This window comes from Trichothermofontia sp. (genome assembly GCF_053493415.1).
On sequence record NZ_JBRCAD010000175.1, the window covers coordinates 1 to 21,103 of the forward strand.

Annotated in this window: 16 protein-coding genes; 12 read left to right on the forward strand and 4 right to left on the reverse strand. The window is 56.4% G+C overall.

What is annotated here, in order from left to right; all coding sequences use genetic code 11:
- Positions 1–17 precede the first annotated feature (17 nt).
- The 5 genes from ACWIUF_RS15190 to ACWIUF_RS15210 all read left to right on the forward strand — a co-directional run bounded on the left by ACWIUF_RS15190 (position 18) and on the right by ACWIUF_RS15210 (position 7,511).
- Positions 18–3,077: a valine--tRNA ligase gene (locus ACWIUF_RS15190; RefSeq protein WP_448573357.1), complete on the forward strand. Its 3,060-nt coding sequence runs from the start codon at positions 18–20 to the stop codon at positions 3,075–3,077.
- A gap of 62 nt (positions 3,078–3,139) precedes the next feature.
- Positions 3,140–3,694, forward strand: coding sequence for a hypothetical protein (locus tag ACWIUF_RS15195; protein WP_448573340.1), 555 nt, complete (start codon positions 3,140–3,142; stop codon positions 3,692–3,694).
- A gap of 234 nt (positions 3,695–3,928) precedes the next feature.
- Complete coding sequence (gene btpA, locus ACWIUF_RS15200; protein ID WP_448573341.1) at positions 3,929–4,780, forward strand: photosystem I biogenesis protein BtpA; 852 nt, start codon at positions 3,929–3,931, stop codon at positions 4,778–4,780.
- A gap of 282 nt (positions 4,781–5,062) precedes the next feature.
- On the forward strand, positions 5,063–5,992 hold the full coding sequence (locus tag ACWIUF_RS15205; RefSeq protein WP_448573342.1) for a vitamin K epoxide reductase family protein: 930 nt from the start codon (positions 5,063–5,065) through the stop codon (positions 5,990–5,992).
- Positions 5,993–6,047: 55 nt separating this feature from the next.
- Entirely contained in the window at positions 6,048–7,511 is a 1,464-nt protein-coding gene (locus ACWIUF_RS15210; RefSeq protein ID WP_448573343.1) for a hypothetical protein, read from the forward strand.
- 39 nt (positions 7,512–7,550) lie between these two features.
- On the opposite strand, the gene folK is transcribed toward ACWIUF_RS15210, so the two are convergent.
- Entirely contained in the window at positions 7,551–8,063 is a 513-nt protein-coding gene (folK, locus tag ACWIUF_RS15215; protein WP_448573344.1) for a 2-amino-4-hydroxy-6-hydroxymethyldihydropteridine diphosphokinase, read from the reverse strand.
- 30 nt (positions 8,064–8,093) lie between these two features.
- Here folK and ACWIUF_RS15220 point away from each other — a divergent pair, with 30 nt between their 5' ends.
- On the forward strand, positions 8,094–8,384 hold the full coding sequence (locus ACWIUF_RS15220) for a cupin domain-containing protein (RefSeq protein WP_448573345.1): 291 nt from the start codon (positions 8,094–8,096) through the stop codon (positions 8,382–8,384).
- A 203-nt stretch (positions 8,385–8,587) separates the two neighbouring features.
- Positions 8,588–10,303 (forward strand): PDC sensor domain-containing protein, encoded by a 1,716-nt coding sequence (locus ACWIUF_RS15225; RefSeq protein WP_448573347.1) that lies wholly within the window; start codon positions 8,588–8,590, stop codon positions 10,301–10,303.
- A 100-nt stretch (positions 10,304–10,403) separates the two neighbouring features.
- On the opposite strand, the gene ACWIUF_RS15230 is transcribed toward ACWIUF_RS15225, so the two are convergent.
- Complete coding sequence (locus ACWIUF_RS15230; protein ID WP_448573349.1) at positions 10,404–10,856, reverse strand: ATP-binding protein; 453 nt, start codon at positions 10,854–10,856, stop codon at positions 10,404–10,406.
- A gap of 332 nt (positions 10,857–11,188) precedes the next feature.
- Between ACWIUF_RS15230 and map the strand changes: the two genes are divergently transcribed.
- The 3 genes from map (at position 11,189) to ACWIUF_RS15245 (ending at position 16,559) form a co-directional block, all read left to right on the forward strand.
- The gene (gene map / locus ACWIUF_RS15235) at positions 11,189–11,950 is read left to right on the forward strand and encodes a type I methionyl aminopeptidase (protein WP_448573350.1); all 762 of its coding nucleotides are present in this window, start codon (positions 11,189–11,191) and stop codon (positions 11,948–11,950) included.
- A gap of 99 nt (positions 11,951–12,049) precedes the next feature.
- Positions 12,050–12,928, forward strand: a complete 879-nt coding sequence (locus ACWIUF_RS15240; protein WP_448573351.1) for a peptidoglycan-binding domain-containing protein — start codon at positions 12,050–12,052, stop codon at positions 12,926–12,928.
- A 214-nt stretch (positions 12,929–13,142) separates the two neighbouring features.
- The gene (locus tag ACWIUF_RS15245; RefSeq protein ID WP_448573352.1) at positions 13,143–16,559 is read left to right on the forward strand and encodes a tetratricopeptide repeat protein; all 3,417 of its coding nucleotides are present in this window, start codon (positions 13,143–13,145) and stop codon (positions 16,557–16,559) included.
- A 233-nt stretch (positions 16,560–16,792) separates the two neighbouring features.
- On the opposite strand, the gene ACWIUF_RS15250 is transcribed toward ACWIUF_RS15245, so the two are convergent.
- Positions 16,793–17,578 (reverse strand): calcium-binding protein, encoded by a 786-nt coding sequence (locus tag ACWIUF_RS15250; protein ID WP_448573353.1) that lies wholly within the window; start codon positions 17,576–17,578, stop codon positions 16,793–16,795.
- A gap of 88 nt (positions 17,579–17,666) precedes the next feature.
- Complete coding sequence (locus ACWIUF_RS15255; protein WP_448573354.1) at positions 17,667–18,983, reverse strand: AmpG family muropeptide MFS transporter; 1,317 nt, start codon at positions 18,981–18,983, stop codon at positions 17,667–17,669.
- A 183-nt stretch (positions 18,984–19,166) separates the two neighbouring features.
- Between ACWIUF_RS15255 and pyk the strand changes: the two genes are divergently transcribed.
- Positions 19,167–20,591: a pyruvate kinase gene (gene pyk, locus ACWIUF_RS15260; RefSeq protein WP_448573355.1), complete on the forward strand. Its 1,425-nt coding sequence runs from the start codon at positions 19,167–19,169 to the stop codon at positions 20,589–20,591.
- A 173-nt stretch (positions 20,592–20,764) separates the two neighbouring features.
- Positions 20,765–21,019, forward strand: a complete 255-nt coding sequence (locus ACWIUF_RS15265) for a hypothetical protein (protein WP_448573356.1) — start codon at positions 20,765–20,767, stop codon at positions 21,017–21,019.
- Positions 21,020–21,103: the final 84 nt, after the last annotated feature.

Below are 21,103 nucleotides of genomic sequence, written 5' to 3' on the forward strand. Positions count from 1 at the left end.
CTGCAACCCTTCCCTCCCTGACCAACCTCCCCACCCAATACGACCCCACCACCACCGAAGCGAAATGGCAGCAGATCTGGGAAGCCAAGGAAGTCTTTAAGGCGGACCCCAATCACCCCGGCGAACCCTACTGCATCGTCATCCCGCCCCCCAACGTCACTGGCAGCCTGCACATGGGCCATGCCTTTGAACATGCGCTGATCGATGTGCTGGTACGCTATCACCGCATGAGGGGTCGCAATACCCTGTGGCTACCGGGCACCGACCACGCCAGCATTGCCGTCAGTGCCCTCCTCGATCGCGAACTCAGCAGCCAGGGTAAACGGCGCGAGGATGTCGGACGCGAAGCCTACCTGGAACGGGCCTGGCAGTGGAAACAGGAATCCGGTGGCAAAATCGTTAGCCAACTGCGGCGACTGGGGCTGTCGGTAGACTGGTCGCGGGAACGCTTCACGATGGATGCAGGGCTGACGAAAGCGGTTATACAAGCCTTTGTCTCCCTGTATGAAGAAGGATTAATCTATCGCGGCAACTACATGGTGAACTGGTGTCCCGCCAGCCAGTCCGCCGTCTCGGATCTCGAAGTCGAAAGCCGCGAAGTTGAAGGCAACCTCTGGCATTTTCGCTATCCGCTCACCTCCGGGAAAGGCTATGTCGAAGTCGCCACCACCCGTCCGGAAACCATGCTGGGGGATACGGCAGTGGCGGTGAACCCCAACGACGATCGCTACCAACACCTGATCGGCCAAACCGTCCGGTTGCCGATCATGGAGCGCGAGATTCCCATCATTGCCGACGAATACGTCGATGCCAGCTTCGGGACCGGTTGCGTCAAAGTCACCCCCGCCCATGATCCCAACGACTTTGAGATGGGCAAACGCCACAATCTGCCCTTCATTAACATTCTCAACAAAGACGGCACCCTGAATGAAAACGGCGGTCCCTTTGGGGGTCTCGATCGCTTTGTTGCCCGCAAACAGGTGGTTAAGCGCCTGGAGGAAGAGGGCTTCCTGGTCAAAGTTGAACCCTACAAGCACACAGTACCCTACAGCGATCGCGGCAAAGTTCCCGTCGAACCCCTGCTCTCCACCCAATGGTTCGTGCGCATCCGGCCCCTAGCCGAGCGGGCACTGGCCTTTCTGGATGAACAACATTCCCCAGAGTTTGTCCCCGAACGCTGGACCAAGGTCTACCGCGATTGGCTGGTGAACCTGCGCGACTGGTGCATCTCGCGCCAACTGTGGTGGGGCCATCAGATCCCGGCCTGGTATGCCATTAGTGAAACGGGGGGCGAATTGACCGATGACACCCCCTTTGTCGTCGCCCATACTGCTGAGGAAGCCCAAGCGAAGGCGATCGCCCAGTTTGGCGCATCCGTGCAACTGGAACAGGACCCCGATGTATTAGACACCTGGTTTTCCTCCGGCCTTTGGCCCTTTTCCACCCTCGGCTGGCCAGAACAGACCACCGACTTTGAGACCTACTACCCCACCACCACCCTCGTAACCGGGTTTGATATCATTTTCTTTTGGGTGGCTCGCATGACGATGATGGCGGGGCACTTCACCGGGCAAATGCCCTTCAAGACGGTTTATATTCACGGCCTGGTTCGGGATGAAAACAATAAAAAAATGTCGAAATCAGCCAACAACGGCATTGATCCCCTCGTGCTAATCAATAAATATGGCACCGATGCCCTGCGCTTTACCCTGGTGCGGGAAGTCGCAGGTGCGGGTCAAGACATTCGCCTGGAATACGATCGCAAAACCGACGAATCCGCCTCCGTCGAAGCCTCGCGCAACTTCACCAATAAACTCTGGAACGCCTCCCGCTTTGTGTTGATGAACCTGGACGGCAAAACCCCGGCCCAGTTGGGGACGCCGCGCCCGGTGGATCTGGAGTTAAGCGATCGCTGGGTACTCTCCCGTTACCACCAGGTCGTCCAGCGCAGCCGCGAGGCCATCGACCAGCACAGCCTGGGTGAAGCCGCCAAAGGACTGTATGAGTTCATCTGGGGCGATTTTTGCGACTGGTATATTGAACTGGTCAAATCCCGCCTGCAAGGGGAGGACGGGAAATCTCGGCGTACCGCCCAGCAGGTGTTGGCCCACGTCCTCGAAGGCACCCTCAAGCTGCTGCATCCCTTCATGCCCCACATCACCGAGGAGATCTGGCAAACCCTGGTTCAGGCGGAGAATCAACAGTATCTCGCGTTGCAAGCCTATCCCACGCCGGATGTGGCCCTGATTGACCTGCAATTGGAACAAGCCTTTGCGTTGATTACCGATACGATTCGCACGATCCGCAATTTGCGATCGGAGGCCGAGATCAAGCCCGGTCTGCGCATTGCAGCGGTGTTGCAGAGTGAGGACGATCGCGAACGCCAAATTCTCAACGCGGGTCGTCCCTATATTCAAGATCTGGCCAAAGTTGCCACCCTGACGATCGCCCGCAACTTTGCTCCCAGCACCAGCCACTTAGCAACCCATACAGCCGGATCGGCCCCGGTTGCACCATCCCCAACCGTAGGGTCCTCGGCTCCCGTGGCTGCTTCTCCGGCGGCGGATACCGCTCCCGCCTCCACGACCGCCGCCAATGCGGATATCTTCTTACCCTTTGTCCTGCTCCTCCCGTTCCTGTTGCTGGTCTTTTTTGCCCTAGCGGGCATTGTGGCGATCGTGCGCCTGCTGATCAGTCTCTTGAGCGGCACTTTGCCCACGATCGGCTGGCCGCGATCGACGGTTGGGGAGACGACCGCTTCGGCCCCTGCACCTCCCCCCCTGCCACCGGAAACCGTGCCCTATCCCGCCCAAAATATTGCCGGGGTCACTGGAACCGTACAGGTGTTGCTGCCCCTAGCGGCAGTGGTTGACGTTGAAGCGCTACGGGCCAAACTGGGCAAAACCCTGGGTAAAGTCGAAGCCGATATTGCCACCCTAACCCAACGGCTCAATAATGCTAACTATATTCAGAAAGCGCCAGCGGCAGTGGTCCAAAGTACCCGTGATTCCCTAATAGAGGCCGAAAAGCAAGCAGAAATTCTGCGCGAACGGCTGCAACGGCTGGAGAATTCCTGAGGGTTCCCTTACACTTTTCGGTAAGACAGGGTTTTTGTTCGCAATGCGCCACTTCACCCCTCATGCAGCGAATGCTATATCTGGCCCAGGTAGAGACATGCGATCCCGCCGATACCGTCAGGCTCAAGCTCCTAGCCTGTCAAGAGGGGGATCGTGTTTGGTCCGTGCTGACAGATAGCGAACCACGCCTGATCCTAGACATGACTGTCGATCTCAAAGCGACCCTAAATCGCGGTGTGTTAGTGCTGGTGCAACTTTCAGATAACCATGAGGTCCTGGGCATTGAACTAGCAACTGACTGGGTATTGGCCCTGGTTAACGACTACCTCAGTGATGGTCTAACCCCGACATTTTTTAAGCAAGAAGTCGCCCATGTTGAGGCCGGACGCCAATGGTTAGCATCCCAAATGCAGGACTTGGGGCGGCGTGCCCTGGAGATGGAAGCCCGTCGCGAAGAGATCCAAATCCTAGAGGAAAATTTGAAGCAGGAGCGTCGGGAACTCGAAACCAGCAGCCTGGAACTGGAAGCACGCTGGGAAAGAGTGCGTGCCCTGGAAGCTAAATTAGAACAGGAACAACAACGCCTAGAGCAGATGGCCGATCGCCGCAAACCTTAACCTTAGCTAGCGTGGGTCGCTGGTTCTGCCCAGATGCTACGCGATCGCGCATGGGATTAGCTGCTTGCCTGCCATCCCCACAGCCGCGACGGCTATCGCCTGTTTTCACAGCGTAATCGCCTGCTTCACTGGGTCTGACGGCTGAAATCTAGGGTGAAAAGGTTCACCTGCGTAGCGGCTAGGGGTATGATTTGGGTGAGAATTGAGAAGCCGTCCTAGAGTCCGAGAGTTATTGTGGACTTACAGCCTATTTTTGGAACTCCCGCGCCGATTATTGGGGTTGTTCATTTGTTGCCCCTGCCAACCTCACCCCGCTGGGGCGGTAGCTTAAAGGCCGTCATTGAACGGGCTGAGCGCGAAGCCACTGCACTCGCAACGGGCGGGGTGGATGGCATTATTGTTGAAAATTTCTTCGACGCCCCTTTTACGAAGCAAACCGTTGATCCTGCTGTGGTCAGCGCCATGAGCCTCGTGGTCCAAAACCTGCAAACCCTGGTGACGCTCCCGATCGGGATCAATGTCCTGCGCAACGATGCCCACAGTGCAATGGCGATCGCGACCTGTACCCAGGCCCAATTTATCCGGGTGAATGTCCTGAGTGGGGTGATGGCCACCGATCAGGGGGTGATCGAGGGCTGTGCCTATACGCTCCTGCGCTATCGCCGGGAACTGGGCAGTGAGGTCAAAATTTTGGCCGATGTGCTGGTGAAACACGCACGACCTCTGGGGTCGCCAAACCTGACGGCAGCCGTGCAGGATACGATCGAGCGCGGTCTTGCCGATGGCATTATTCTGTCGGGTTGGGCCACGGGCAGTCCCCCCAGTCAGGAGGACTTAGAATTGGCCCAGGCAGCGGCCCAGGGAACCCCCGTGTTCATTGGCAGTGGCGCATCGCTGGAAAATATTGGTACCCTGATGCAGGCAGCGAATGGGGTGATTGTAGCCAGTTCGTTGAAACGGCATGGACGACGGGATCAGCCGATCGATCCCAACCGAGTAAGCCAGTTTGTGGAAGCAGCCCGTCGGGGGACCAGTGCCTCGGTGAAAGCTGCCACGATTCCGACGGTCAAGGTACCATTAGCCTAGGATCGTACAAGCGCATTGTCCGGTTTACAAGAACTACTCAAGGCCAGAATGTGGACCACTCAATGCGAAAACATGCGAAAACAAGCGATATCAACGCCTGAGATAGGTCATATCAACACCAAGACACCAAGACACTAAGACACTAAGACACTAAGACACTAAGACACTAAGGACCCCAAGACCCCTAACCCTGAGTATTCAGCCTACTCCCTACTCCCTACTCCCTACTCCCTACTCCCTACTCCCTACTCCCTACTCCCTACTCCCTACTCCCTTAAGCCTATGAGTCGTAGACGTTCAACGCCGTGGATTCAGCGCTGGTCCCGCCCGATTATGGGGGCGATCGCGTTGGTGGGTGCCTGTGGCACGGCCTATCTAACCCTAGTGAAGCTGGCCGGGGATGAGGCAGTCTGTCCAACGGAGGGCTGTGACCTCGTCCTCAATAGTCCCTATGCCACGGTGTTTGGTTTGCCCTTAGCGCTGTTTGGCTTTTTGGCCTACGCAACGATGGGGATCGCGGCGGTGGCCCCCCTAGTGCTGAACGCGGATACCCAGAAAAATTTACGCACCCAACTGGAAAAGTGGACCTGGCTCTACCTGTTTATCGGGGGGACAGCCATGACCCTTTTCAGTGCCTACTTGATGTATATCCTGGTGACCCAAATCCAGGGTACTTGCATTTATTGCTTGACCTCCGCAGCGTTGTCCTTAAGTTTATTTATCCTGAGCATTATTGGGCACGACTGGGAGGATATTGGCCAACTGGTGTTCACGGGCCTGATCGTGGGGATGGTGACCTTGATTGGCACCTTGGGCATCTACGCCAATGTCAATGCGCCAGAGCGGGCTACAGACGCGACCACAGGGCAATCGGTGGGCGTTCCGCCGCCGGTGGAGAGTGAATCGGGACCAGCCGAGGTGGCCCTTGCCCAACATCTAACGGCGATCGGGGCCAAAGCCTTTACCGCCTACTGGTGTCCGGCCTGTCATCAGCAGAAAGAATTATTTGGCAAACCTGCTGTTCAGGATCTTGATATTGTCGAATGCGATCCCAAGGGTCAAAATGCTCGGGTGGCACTGTGTCAAGCGGCCCCGATCGAAGGGTTCCCCACCTGGGAAATTAAGGGCAAGTTTTATACCGGTGTCCAACCCCTCAACGACCTCGCCGATGTGTCTGACTATACGGGACCCCGGAACTTCCGCCAACGCTAGCCAAGGCTCAACTAACGGCATCACCCCCAGGGGATAAGGGATTCAGGACGGACGGATGCGGCAGGCCCTCATTTGTACGAATACGCGGCAGGCGATTAACCTAGTGGCCCAGATCGGTCGCAGTGGGGAAGGGGAGGTGTGGTCCACCGATCGCCCCGGTTACTGCGCCAAAATCTACCATGCCGATAAGGCCGATCGCGTTCGTAAACTGGAGGTGATGATCGCCCATTCCCCCAGGGACCCCAATGCCCACCTCAATCACATTTCCTTTGCATGGCCCCAGTCCTTGCTCCAGGATGGCAATGGGGCGATCGTGGGGTTTCTCATGCCCCAGATCGACGACAGTGTGCAGTTGCTCGATGTCTACAATCCCCAGCGGCGGCGCAAGGTCCTGCCGGGGTTTAACTGGCTGTATTTGCACACCACGGCGATGAACATTGCCTCGATTATGTGGGCAATCCACGCAGCGGGCTATGTGGTGGGGGATGTGAAACCGCAGAATATTTTGGTGGATAATCGCGCCTTGCCCGCCATTATTGATACGGACTCGTTTCAAGTACGCCATCCCGAAACCGGGGAGCTATTCACCTGTCCGGTTGGCTCCGAAGGCTTCACCCCTGTTGAACTCCTGGATCAGAATTTAGCGATCGTTGAGCAAACTGAAGTCCACGATCGTTTTCGCCTTGCCGTCATTATCTACCTGCTCCTGTTTGGGGATTCTCCCTTCAAGGGGCGCTGGTGTGGCGCAGGGGACTCGCCAGAGCCGAATGAACTCCTGCGCCAAGGATGGTGGCCCTATGCACCCAATAGCCTGATCCAACCCGGCCCCCTGACGATCCCCCTAAGTGTGGTTCATCCTGCCGTAGAGCAGTGTTTCCGCCAATGTTTTACCGTTGGTCACCGCGATCCCAGCCAACGTCCTACGGCCCAGGATTGGGTTAATGTCTTACAGGTAGCTGTGAAGGATCTGACGGTGTGTCGGCGGGTACGCAACCACTACTATCGGACTGCCCTGGGAAAATGCTACTGGTGCGATCGCCAGTCCAAATTAGGGGTCGATGTCTTCCCCGCCGCCCACCCCTCCCAACTGGCTTGGCCCCTCCGGATTGCGGCTACCGTCACCCACCAGCGCAAACGTGTCCAGCGAAAACTGGCTGCCCTCCCGCGCCCCCAGTGGCCAGTGGCCCAGTCGGGGGGATCATCCACTAGGGGGCTGCCGACCCATCGTGCCTTGCCCTCGCAACAGCTCCTCTCGCCCCTCGTCGCGTTTGGGAAGACTGTTAATGACATCATTAGCCAACTGCGTCAATGGCGATCGACGGTTGACTACCGGCAAGGATTGCAGCGGCTGGGAATTGCCACCGGGATCACGATCGCAATTGGCATGAGCTTGGTCCTGCTAAGCCGATCGCAGATGAACCGCGAGGATATCCAACTCACGATTGTTGGCGTCGGTTTATTTGTGGGCCTAGTGATGGTTTGCCTGCTCTGGCTCAGGCTGCTCAAGCAGCAAAACTAAGCGACCAACTTAAACCGGTTTCCCCTAAGACACAGCCTTTTACGGAGCCGCCTTCAGGGGCAGTAGGGCCGGTGTTAGGGGCACAACCCCCGTTTGATCTACGGCTTGCGCCAAAGTTGCGATCGTCTGCTGGGTAACGGGATCACGCCAGTCCGGAGCAATTTCAGCCAGGGGAACCAGGACAAAGGCCCGCTCCCGCATCCGAGGGTGTGGCAGGTAAAGATCGGGGCTAGCCAGTTGTCTCTGACCGTATAGCAGTAAATCCAGATCTAACAACCGAGGTCCCCAGCGTTCACGGCGGACACGCCCCAACTGGCGTTCGATCGCCAGCAGCGTCTGCAACAAGTCCATCGGTGAGAGCGTTACCCTGAGTGTGGCACACTGGTTAAGGTAATCCGGTTGGGGGGGACCAACGGCTGCGGTACGATAAACGCGGGAGCAAGCCTGCACCTGAATACCAGATGTTCCCGCTAAGCAACTCAGAGCATCTGCCAAAATAGTCTGTGAGTCGCCCAGGTTGCTGCCCAACCCGATCGCTGCGGCTATTAACATGGGCAAGAATCATCTACTGAATTAACAGTCATGGACACAGCCTCCCAAACAATCCACATCGAACATCAGCCCAGCCCAGCCGACCTCCAAGCCCTAGGGGTGTCCCAATGGCCGATTTGGACCAAGGAGATCTCAACCTTTCCCTGGAGCTATGACACCGCAGAAACCTGTTACCTCCTGGAGGGAGAAGTTATTGTAACACCGACGGGGGGAGAAGCGGTTCAGTTTGGAGCAGGGGATCTGGTCCGGTTCCCCGCTGGGATGGTGTGCACCTGGGAAGTCCGTCAGCCCGTGAAGAAGCACTATCGCTTTGGTGATTGATGCCGGCTCGGTGGCGCTGGTTATCGAGGGTCGGCAGTGGACCACGATCCAGGACGTTGCAGTTGATACAATGAATAGCATACCCAGGCGATCGTTGATCTGGCTGGCCGTGCTGGACCTTCCCCCAAAAGCTAACATTGCCCTGATTGTCTAGCCTGTCCCTTTTCAATGCCCCCTCCCTCATCCATTGCATGGCGGTATCTGTGAATCAAGCCCAACCCTTCGTAACCCAATCGGAACAGCCTTGGCGAAAAATTGGGCTTAAGGCCAAACTTCTAGGGGCAGTTGTGCTCACAATTGGGACCACGGCACTCATTGTTCACCTCCCCTGGAACTGGACCTCCCAACGCAATGTTAATAGCGTGGTGGCGCAGGTCAATGATGATATTACCCAGGGAACTGTCCGCGAGGTTGATAATATTTTCAGCAATGTGGAATCAACCCATTTGTTGATTCAGCTCATGTTTGCGAACCTGATCGATATTAATAACCCTGACGATCGTGAAACCTTTTACTTAAATCTGCTAACCTCTAGAGCGGACTTTTCTTGGTTAGAATTTGGCTTTGCAAATGGTAATTTCTTCGGTGTTAATCGTCCCCAGATTGACCAAATTAGTCTGATTCGACGAAATTGGAATCCGATCACGCAAGCGACGCAGAAAACCACACGGATGTATGAAATTATCCCGACCGGTCGCAAACTGTTGAATACGGAAATAACTCAGGAAAAGTATTATGCCCCGCAACGTCCCTGGTATCAGGATGCGATCAATAGCTCCAATAAAATTGCCTGGAGTGATGTTTATGTGTTTCGTACCAGTAAAACACCAGGCATCAATGCCTCCCAGGCCTTTTTCCAGGAAGATCAGCTTGTTGGTGTGGTCAGTATTGCCTTTGAGCTAAAGCGCATTTCTGATTATCTACGAACATTGCAAAGTAACCCGACAGAACAGCGATCAGGTAATTCTAATTCTAGTCGGACCAATCAACGGGAACGTGGCTCAATTTTTATTATCAATAGCAAGGGCGAACTGATCGCCCTCACCAATGAAGAGGAAGCGGTGTATACGATCGTTAATCAGGATACCGTCCGCCTCAAAACACTGGCTGAAGCGACCGATCCCTTGCTCAAAATTGCCTATGAAACCGCCCAAGCGCATCAACTGGATTTTGCTAAGCTAGATCGCCGCTGGGATTTATCCAGTCGCGATAATGTCTTGGGTGAAGCCTTTTATATTTCCTTTAGTTCACTCGATCGCCTAGACTGGATTGTCGGCACCGTTATCCCTGAGTCGATTTATCTCCAGGAAATCAACCGCAATAAGCGCATCCTGTTCATCATTGTGGTCAGCTTTATTGGGGCGGCAGTGGCCCTGGCCCTTTATTTCACCGATCGGGTGATTGCCGCTCCTATTTTAAGCATTACCAATGCGGCGAATGAGATTGAATCGGGTGAATTTGACGATCTGGGCCTCGATAAGGTGATTGATCGCACCGATGAGCTAGGGCAACTGGCCCGGGTATTCCAGAATATGGCCCGCGAAGTTTATAGCCGGGAAGAGCGCCTCAAGCAACAGGTACAACAACTCCAGATTGAGATCGATCACAGCAAACGCCAGAAGCAGGTCCAGGAAATTGTGGAGACGGACTTCTTTCAAAATCTTCAGGCCAAGGCACAGCTCATGCGTCGCCGCTCACAAAACCCGCCTCTCGACCCCCAGCCCCCCAACCCTGAAACCACTGATCGTGCTCCTGCTGTGCCCGATACCTTAATGGATGCAGCCGATGCCTGCCCAGCAGACAGCTCTGAGATGCCAGTTGCGCAAACCGATGCCTCGGTCAGAGGGGTTTCTGAAACGAACAGCCCGAAAACCGATGACCCGAAAACGGCCACCCCTAACCCCGCCGATCCAGCCTAGGGCGATCGCTGCTTAACGTCTGTTGTCAAGCCGGTGTCGCGCCTAGGCTAGGGTTGGCTAGCCCACCGAACCTGATCAACCCAACGATCGTGGCTTAACGCTAAAACAGGGGTTTGCCGTTGACCCGCTTGCACAGGCGCAACTCTGTCCCCTGGGCATTCCAATAGACCTGATCAAAAATCTGGTACATGATATACAGGCCACGACCACACTCTCCTGGGTCCTCGGTCATTTCTCGATCAGCGATTTCTGGCGCACGCTCGCAGCGACACTTTGCTTCTGGACAGAACCCCCGACCCTGATCGGTGATAATCCACCAATACTGGTCTTCAAAAATAAAAAATTGCACGCAAACCTGTTTATCAGGGTCCAAACAATTGCCATGTTTGGCAGCATTGACCAACGCTTCCTGAAGCCCCAGCCGCAACTCTAGTTGCCACGCTGGGGGAACCTCCGCCAATAGGAGATCCAGAATTGGCGAGAGATATAGGGTTGACGCAAAGCTAATGGTACTTTGCCGTTGACTCACACTACGGGGCAAGAGGGCAATCACTCACAGAACCTCACACACTTCAAATGCATAGAATGCATAAAAGAGCCGGTGCCTCCCCTAAATGCCTGTGCCAAGTTAGAATTGGGCCGCGAACCATAGGTGCTTAACCTGTCTCCAATTCTACCATACGCAACTTTTTCCTGGCGATGTTACGCCCTATCCTTGATTTTGTGGGCCTTTGCGCGTCAACGATGGCTAAGGGAACCCGTACCCCCGTCAGGATTACCCCCACAGCAGGAATTCGTCTATCGTTGAAAGTGACCGCAAATCTCCTAGAATCTAAACTGCTATCGGTCACTGCCTCTATACGTCACTGCTAGTCGCCAGATGTCATGAAAACTGAACCGATCGTTCTCCTTTCGCAGCGTGAAATTGCCAAAATGCGACGAGCTGGCCAATTGGCGGCGGCTCTACTCGCCTACCTGGAGCCGTTTGTTAAGCCGGGGGTTACGACCCTGGAACTGAACGATCGAGCGGAGGCGTGGACCCAAAAACAGGGGGCCAAAAGTGCACCCCTGGGGTATAACGGCTTTCCCAAGTCAATTTGCACCAGTATCAATGAGGTTGTGTGCCACGGCATTCCCCATGCGAAGCAGGTTTTACGGGAAGGTGACATTATCAATATTGATGTCACCCCGGTTTTGGATAACTATCACGGGGATACGTCGCGAACCTTTTTTGTCGGCCAACCGGATGCTAAGGCCAAGCGCCTAGTGGAGGTTACCGAAGTGTGTCTGTATCGGGGCATTGCCGCCGTGAAACCAGGGGCACGGGTGGGTGATATTGGGGCGGCCATTCAGGAATATGCCGAGGCTCATGGCTTCTCGGTTGTGCGGGATTTTGTCGGCCACGGCATCAATACCACGTTCCATACCGAACCCCAAATCCCCCACTATGGACAAGCGGGGAAGGGGCGTAAGTTGCGACCAGGCATGGTCTTTACGATCGAACCCATGATTAATGAGGGCACCCATGAGGTGGAGGTTCTCAGTGATGGTTGGACCGCCGTTACCCGCGATCGCAAGCGATCGGCCCAGTTTGAGCACACGGTGGCGGTTACCGAGGACGGGGTGGAAATCTTGACGCTGCCCTGAGGGCGGGTGGGGGAATAGGGCGACTACTTTTGGGTGGCAACTTTCGGGAAAATCGACTAGGATGGCTCTGCTGACGGCCTAAGCAGAGGATAAGGGACTATGGAGAATAACCTGCGGGGGGGCGATCAGATGCGAGGACGCGGCGGACGCATCCCCCACAGACGATGGTATGGGGGCATCCTGGGGGGTCTGGCGATCGTGATGGTCCTCACCCCGGTGGCCTATGGCCAAAGCCCTGGCGTTGCCAACCCAGCGAGTGGGAATCCCAGCCCGGAGGGGATGGAGCCACTGGTCCAACGAGCCACCTTGCAAGGGGGTAGCGAGGGGGCTGATGTCCTAGAATTGCAGGCAACCCTAAAACTCCTCGGTTTCTATCAGGGGGAGGTGAGTGGTCGCTACGATGATCCGACAGCGGCAGCGGTGGCCCAATTTCAACAAACAGTGGGGTTACCAGCGGATGGAGTCATGAACGCGGCGAGTTGGCGGCGTCTTTTTCCCACGACGACGAGCTTATCCCCAGCGTTGGCAGCTTCTGGAACACCCCAAGTCGCACCCGTGCCAGCTAGCGCTGCGAATCCCCCTTCATCCAAATCTCCTGCCGATCCCCTCGAGCGCGAAGCCGCCCCGGCTACCCTAAGCACACCAGGGGGCAGCGGCGGTGAGGCAACAACTGTTCAAGCGGAAACCGCCCCTAGCGCGACGCCAGCGGCGGCGGCATCTCCCACGCCAGAAACGGCCACTGTTGCGGCAACAACGGTCCCCCAACCGATCGATCTACCGATTTTGCGGCAGGGAATGCATGGGCCAGCCGTGGTTCGCCTCCAGGAGCGCCTACGGACGATCGGGGTCTTTACCGGGGCGATCGATGGGGTCTTTGGGGCGGAAACCCAAGCGGCGGTCAAAGCTGCCCAAACCAAGTTCCAAGTTGATCCGGATGGAATTGTCGGACCTGTCACCTGGGCGGTGTTACTGCAATAGGCTCCTTACGGCGCAGGACCGCGATCGCAACTGGCTCAGGTTGCAGATAGGCAGAGAATGGCGAAGGGTAAGGGGGGCTGTGCCCACTGCCCGGTTATTTCCTGATTAGGGGTGGCTGGAGTGAAGAAAGGAGTAATCGCTGCCAACAGCGTGCCCTTGCTTCTTAATTATTTTATTCGCCTGTTAATCAGCCATTCCCCTGAGGCCACCGAGCATGGAGAAGCCGTCCCAAAAGTCAACGGGTAAGTCATCGCAACCGCAGGTTGCCCCCGCGACCGCCAAAGCAAAGAAGCCGAAGGCGGACGTGAAGGGGGGCAAAACACCTGGGGCCAAGACGGCAACAGCCAAGAAGCCAAAGGCATCGGCGCCAGCGAAATCCCAGCCCAAGGGGCTGCCAGATGGGGCTAATCCCCTGGAAATCTTGGAGTATCTTTCCCTGGCCGGAGCCGGAGCCGGTGCGATCGCGGCTGTTGCGCTTCAGCAATCCCTCTTGGCCTCCGCACCGTTGACCGTAGCTATGCTGTTGAATCTAGTGAACCGGCGGCGGGCGGATCAGGCGGTGACCAGTCAAACCGCCGCAACACTGAAGAAGCTGGATCAGCGGTTGACCGAGGATGTCCAATTCCTGGGGCAACGGGTGCTGGCGATGCCCACGCCCGAAGCCCTCAACACCGCCCAAGAAGCCCTTGTGCGCAAAAATAAGGAAGCCCTCGCCTCCCTGCGGACGGAAATGGACAGCCGCCTGAAACCCATTGAGTCTCTTGGTCTCAACTCCATTCGGGAAGATTTAACCCAGATCAATACCCAACTTCAGAGTAAATGGGCGGAGTTGCGGGAATCCCTGGAGGGCATTTCTCGTTACCTGGAGAGTTTACCCACCGCCGCCCGGGTCGATCGCTTGGAAGCTTCCCTCACAACGCTAACCACCGAAGTTGGCCAACTCCAGAGCAGTTTCCAGGAGCTGGCGAAGCAACCGGATGGGAAGTCGATCCAGGAGCAGATTAACCAACTCCATCGCCGCTTTAATAACTTGCCCCCCCCGTTTAATCCGGTTGCCCTACAACAGGAAGTGGTGGGCCTGGTTTCCGCCGTGGCGACCCTGGTTCCCAAGCGGGAATTTACCACCCTGGCCTCAGAGGTGGCCCAATTGCGGGCGCAACAGGAATCCCTTGAGGAAGCCACCGATCCCTTGGAGCGCGAGATCAAAAGTTTGCGGAGCCAGATGGATGAACTGAGCCAACAGTTTCAAGGCCGCGAGGAACTGGAAACCTTGGAAAAAGTACGGGGTGCCCTAGCCTTGCTGCAAAAACGTATGGAGCAGATTGCCCAGGCCCAGGGGCCAGAAACCCTGGCGGTCAGTTTGCAACACCTGACGGCGGAACAGGTCCAGCCCCTCCGGACCCAGGTGGAGCAGGTCCAGCAGGTGCTCCGTACCCTTGATGCCCAGGCCCAAAATCTGCAAGCACGGACGGCGATGCTTGCTACCCTCGAACAGCAAATGGCGGAGGTCCAACAACTGGCCCAACGCTTAGAGCAGCAGCAGGCAGCCCTAGCAACCGAGTTGACCCAGGAGGTGGAACGAATCGCCACCCATCAGGTGCAGCAACACCTCAGTCAGCTAGGGGAGCCGCTTCAACCCCCACTGGGTGCCCTGGGTCGCCGCGATCGCCCAGCGGAAGCGATCGCCGGGATCGAAAATTTGCAGCAACAATTAACGCAACTGACCCATCGCCTCGATCAGCTAGAGGAGCGAACCGAAGGGGCAGAGGTCTCGGCTATCCTGCCAGAAGTTTCAATGCTACGGCAGCAATTTGACTATCTTGTCGATCGGGTGGAACGGCTGGAGAGCAGTCTCACGGCAGAAGTTGCCCCAACCGCAACCGGAGGCGTGACCACGGCCCTGGATCCCCTGCGACAGCAGTTGCAACAGTTGTCGGAACGGATCGACCACCTACAGGCGATCGCGTCCCAGCCAGGGGCAATGACCGAGGAAATGGTTTTGAATTGGATCAATCGCCTGAACCAACACCTCAGCACCCTGCCAACCCCTGAAGGTCATCAAATCCTGTTTGATCCCTTTGCCAGGAGTTCCCAGGTATTGCAAGAGGCCTTGCGACAGGTGCGTAAGCGTTTGATTCTGGTCTGCCCGTGGTCTCATGACCGGGAGCTTGATCCTAGCCTGGTGACCCAACTGGCGACCTTGCTAGAGCGCGGGGTGCAGGTGGATATTGGGTGGAGTTTGCCGGCAGCGGGTACGCTAGGGTTTCCGAGTAACGGCGTGGAACGGGATTCCTGGCAGTTCACGGACGTACCTAGGATTCCGGCCACGAGTTCCCTCTATCCCCTAGAGGAACTGCGACAATCCTATCCCAAGCACTTACACCTGCGCGTCCTCGAAACCCAGGAACACTTTTTGGTCTGTGATCGGGCATTTGCCCTGATTGGGGGCGGTGCCGCCTTAACGACGGCGACTCCCGTCCTAGAGGAAGCGCTGTCCCAGGAGCCTGAAATCCAGGCTCCCCTGCAAGGGATTGGGATCAAAACAACCGATCCCCGCATTATTCAATTACTCATCGATCGCTTCCAAACGCCCCAGCCGGATATGGCCCGTCAGCCCGTTGAGTCGTCGGTCACGGCCCACAGTTGGGTGCGGACTGGCGATGCCCGTTCCGAGGCGATGCCTGCCCGAGGCGATGCCGCCCAGTCTGACCCTGATCTGATGGCTGATCAGCCCTTGGATGATGTGGCCTACAATAATCGCGGTTTGGTCCGGTACGACCAGGGGGATAAGCAAGGGGCGATCGCGGACTTTTCCCAGGCGGTGGAGTTGAATCCGCGCAATGCCACGGCCTACTGCAATCGGGGAATTGCCCACGCCGATCTGGGGGATAAGACCAGTGCCCTGAGTGATTTTGATACGGCGCTGACGATCGATCCGGAGCTCGCCATTGCCTATAATCACCGGGGCCTAGTCTATTCCGATCTGGGCGACAAGCGGCAGGCGATCGCAGATTACAGCGAAGCCCTACGGATTCAACCGGATTATGCCACGGCGTTCTTTAACCGGGGGGCTGCCCGTTCTAAAATTGGCGACTTCCAAGGGGCGATCGCAGATTATGGGGAAGCGATTCGCCTCAAGCCTGACTACGCAACAGCCTATTTCAATCGGGGCTTTGCCTATCAGCAAACGGGGAATAAGGTTGCCGCGATCGCGGATTATGACGCCGCGCTCAAGGCCGATGCCCAATTTGCTGCGGCCTACAATAATCGCGGGTTTGTGCGCTATGAAATCGGGGATACGGCTGGTGCGATCGCGGATTTCGATCGGGCCTTACGTCTAAATCCTGATTTTACGAATGCCTATAACAATCGCGGTGTGGTGTACTCCCGCCTCCACGACTATGAGGCCGCGATCGCGGATTTCGAGCGGGCGATCGCCATCAGCCCTTCCTTTGCGAATGCCTATCACAATCGGGGACTGGCCCGCTCCAAGCTGGGTGATACCCCAGGAGCCGTAACCGATTTGCAAGCAGCCGTCCGCCTGTTTTCAGAGCAGGGAGATCAACTCAACTGTCAGCAAGCCCTGAAGTCCCTTAAGAAACTGAATCAATCCATCCATGAATTCTTGTAAAGGTCCCCTCGAAAAGTACCAATTTTGGCAACTGTGCCCACGCCAGCATAAGGGGGTGAGGCGGGCGGCTCCGCCGCCTACCTCAATTTAATTGAGGTTCCCGTCAAGGATAAAGAAGACTGCTGGCAGCAATTTAGATTCAAGTTCTTGCCGGGTTTAACTCATTGACCTAAAAAGAACCCCCCCAAACGGGAGGCTGTTTAGACCGGTAACGCGGGTTGGTTACCCGTCACTTATGCAAATTCAACGTAGTTGGCGGCTAGGCTAAAGCCGGGGCAACCACAATCCCTGACCACAACCGCAATGAGATCATCCCCCAAGTAGATGCCATTACCAGAGAAGCCATCGGGTGGGGAGTCGATGCGGAAGCTGCCCTGTTGCGCCACGGGCAGTTGCAGGATATCGGCATCAACATTGAAGTCCGGAATCCAGACAAACCCAGCCTCGCCATCCCCGTTATAGAAAACCTTGTCACCACTGCCCAGAATAAAACGATCGGCGCCCTCCCCACCGATCAGGGTATCCAGTTCCCCTTGTCCCGGTGTTGCGGCGTCCGGGTCAACCCCAATCAGGGTATCGTTCCCCATATCACCGAGGAGACTATCATTACCACTGCCACCGATGAGGCTATCGTTGTCTTTACCCCCCCGCAGGAGATCACTGCCATTGCCGCCGAAGAGGGTATCATTGTCGCGATCGCCATACAATTGGTCGTCACCATCCCCGCCCGTGAGCAGGTCATCACTCTTGCCGCCGAAGAGGGTATCGTTGTCACCTAGGCCATTGAGGGTATCATTGCCCAATCGTCCATGCAGCCGATCAGGGCCAGCCGTGCCCGTTAGCAAATCCGCCGTCGTCGTCCCCTCTTGATGACTATTACGACCCGTGGAGGGAGGGCTGCCTGTGCGGGCTACCCCGGTCGTACTGCCAAAATCGTCGGGTAGTGGCTCTGCTTCGACCACAGAGAGCGGGGAATCATTGAGACCACCGCAGGGGAGGTGATTACTAATCTCAGACAAAGCTTAACTCCTCGCAACAATTAGGTGTGATTATTATTCTAGCAACACGCTTTTCGCCCAAAAGTCCGGAAGGTTCGCCCTGAATGTGCTATGGATCACGATCGCTGGCTGGTGCCGGGGATTCATCTGCCTCAGGGAGGGGAGGCCGATCGGTAATAGCTGCGATCGGGTGTAACTGCTTCCACGGCGCAAACACCGGTAGTAACAGTAATCCTGGCAGGGCAATGAAAAAGCTGAGGATAAAAAATAGGGGCCAACCGATGCCAGCGGCCACCCAGCCCGCTGGGGCAACTAAAATATCGCGGCTGACGGCCATGAGGCTGGAGAGGAGCGCATACTGAGTGGCCGAAAAGCGGTGGTTACACAAACTCATCAAAAAAGCAACAAAGGCAGCCGTCCCTAACCCAGCGCAAAAGTTCTCAATATTGATGGTAAGCACCATAAACGCATAATTTTGCCCCAGTAACGCGAGTCCCAAATAAGTAAAGTTACTTAGGGCTTGGAGGCCACCGAAGATCCAGAGCGATCGATTAATCCCCAACTTGCTGAGTAGCCCACCGCCCACTAGGGTACCGATAAGGGTGGCCATGAGGCCCATCCCACCTTGAATAGCGCCAATAGTGGTTTGACTAAAGCCAGTTTTGAGGAGGAACGGGGTTGCCATATTATTCACAAAGGCATCCCCCAGCTTAAACAGGACAATAAATAACAGGATGGAGAGGGCACGGAAGCCGCCGAGGCGTTGGCAGAATTCCTGAAAGGGAAGGACGATCGCCTGGGTGAGCGAGTCCGGCGGTTGACCGGGGTTGGTGGGTTCCGGTGCCCAGGCCGTTGCCGCCAAACCCAGCACCATTAACACAGCCATCAGACCATACACGATTGGCCAGGAAAGCTGATCGGCCAGGATGAGGGCTAATGATCCGGTCATCAACAGGGCAAGGCGATACCCCAACACAAAGACCGCAGCCCCAGCCCCCATTTCCAGGGGTTCCAGCACATCCGTGCGGTAGGCGTCGGCAGCAATATCCTGGGTGGCGCTAAAAAACGCGATCGCGAGGGCATTCATGGCCAATAATTGCAGGGCCTGTCCAGGGCGTTGTAAGGCCATGAGGGCGATCGCCCCCACTAGGCAGACCTGGGTGATGGCCAGCCAGCCCCGACGCCGACCCAGGAAGGGGGGCGCAAAGCGATCGAGCAACGGCGACCAGATAAATTTCAGAGAATAGGGGAGGCCGACCAGGCTAAATAGACCGATCGCGGCCAGGTTTACCTTCTCGACCGTCATCCAGGCTTGTAGGGTGCGACTCGTGAGGAAGAGGGGTAATCCCGATGCCACCCCCAGCAGCAAGAGGGCGGACATCTTACGGCTTTCAAAAACCTTTAGGGCGGAGACGATCGTTTTCACAATGGTTGCATTGGTTGAATTTCAAAACACCATAGCCTAAGGCTATCGGTTGATCACCCCCCAGGCACCCAGGGCACCTAGGAGACCCCCAGATCTTCGTGCAGCTTGGTGTTCTTCGTGTCTTGGTGGTTGAGAGAGGGTGTCCTATGCTGAAAGGTGGTTATCCCAGGCGCGCAGATCCCTATGCCCAGTGTTTTCAAGCATCGCACCAAAATCGTCGCCACGATCGGCCCGGCCAGTGCTTCCCGCACGATGATCAAACACCTGATCGAGGCGGGCATGAGTGTGGCCCGCCTGAACTTTTCCCACGGCAGCTATGAGGACCACGCCCAGGTTGTCCAAACCCTGCGATCGGTGGCCGCAGAACTCGATACCCCGATTACCCTTTTACAAGATCTCCAGGGTCCCAAGATCCGCGTCGGTCAACTGCCGCAAGACGGGATTGATTTGATCGTCGGCAACACCCTAACCCTGGTTCCCCTCGCCGATTTTCAGGGACAGCCCCACACCGCCGCGATCGACTATCCCTACCTAGCCGAGGAAGCGGAACCGGGGATGCAGGTGCTTATGGATGATGGGTTGCTGGAATTGCGGGTTGAAAGCGTCCAGGGTCAACAGGTACAGTGTCAGATTCTTCAAGGGGGCATCCTCAAGAGCCGAAAGGGGGTCAACCTGCCCAGCCTCGACGTGCGACTGCCCGCTATGACCGAGAAGGATGAGCGGGACCTGGAATTTGGCCTCGCCCAGGGGGTGGATATCGTTTCCCTGAGTTTTGTCCGACGGGCTGACGATCTCCGAACGCTGAAGCAATTCCTGCGCGATCGCGGTGCAGCAGATATGCCCGTTCTGGCAAAAATCGAGAAACCCCAGGCGGTCACGAACCTGCTGGAAATTCTGGCGAACTGTGATGCGGTCATGGTGGCACGGGGTGATCTCGGGGTGGAAGTCAGCCCGGAAAAGGTACCCATGCTCCAAAAGCAGATTATTCGGGCTTGTAATGAGCGCAGTATCCCGGTGATTACGGCGACCCAAATGCTCGACAGCATGATTCACAATCCCCGGCCCACCCGTGCCGAAGCCAGTGATGTCGCCAATGCTATTTTGGATGGCACCGATGCGGTGATGTTGTCGGGGGAGTCAGCCGTGGGGAAGTTTCCCGTACAAGCCGTTGAAATGTTGGCACGGATTGCTGCTGATGTGGAGCGGGAACTGCGGCCTACCAATCATCCCCCGGCCCAGAATGATCAAACCCATGCCTTGAGTGAGGCCTTGAATACGATCGACCAAATTCTTGATCTCCAGTGCATTGTTGCCTTTACCCTGCGGGGCTATACCGCTAAGATTGCCGCAGGCGAACGTCCCCGCGCACCAGTTGTAGCCCTTACACCCGATCCCAAGGTGTATCATCGGCTAAATTTGGTCTGGGGCGTCAAGCCAATCTTGGTAGCGGAAAAAGTAGACAGCTTTGAGTCACTAGTGGGCCAAGCGGAAGCCCAACTGCGGCAATATCAATTGGCCCAAGCCGGCGATCGCATTCTGATCCTCGGGGGTATCCCGACCCACACCCCGGAAGGCACCAATTTTCTCAAGTTACATATGCTGAGATAACGGTTGCTCCCCGTTGCCCTCAACCTTTGCGACAGCTCGATAGTGTTCAATCAGGCACCCATCCCTCCGGTGGGCCATAATTCCTCCTGTGAGCCATAATCACAGTATGAATAGGATATAGGACTATAGGACGAGATCAGGTCCCTATCCCCCCTGTGGGCCATAATCATGGTATGAACACTCCCCTTTCCCAGTCTGCGACCTTGCTCCTCACCCTCATGCTGGGGATCACTGGAGTCGGCAGCGTTAATCTGTTGGGTGTACCCGCTGCGATCGCCCAAGCGAGTCCCGTTCCTCCGCCCTCCCGCTCCCCGTTGCCCGGTGTTCGCAGCTTAGATCAGCTTTTGCAGGAAATTCGATCATCAGTACCTCTCACTCGATATCTTTCCACTGACCTACGGTCCGGCGCGCAGGAACGCGCTCCGTGAACGCCACAGCGGGCAGTCATCACAGACCAGATTCGATGGCCTTCTTGAACTCACGCCGCAGGCTGTTCAAGCGGAAGGCGAAGA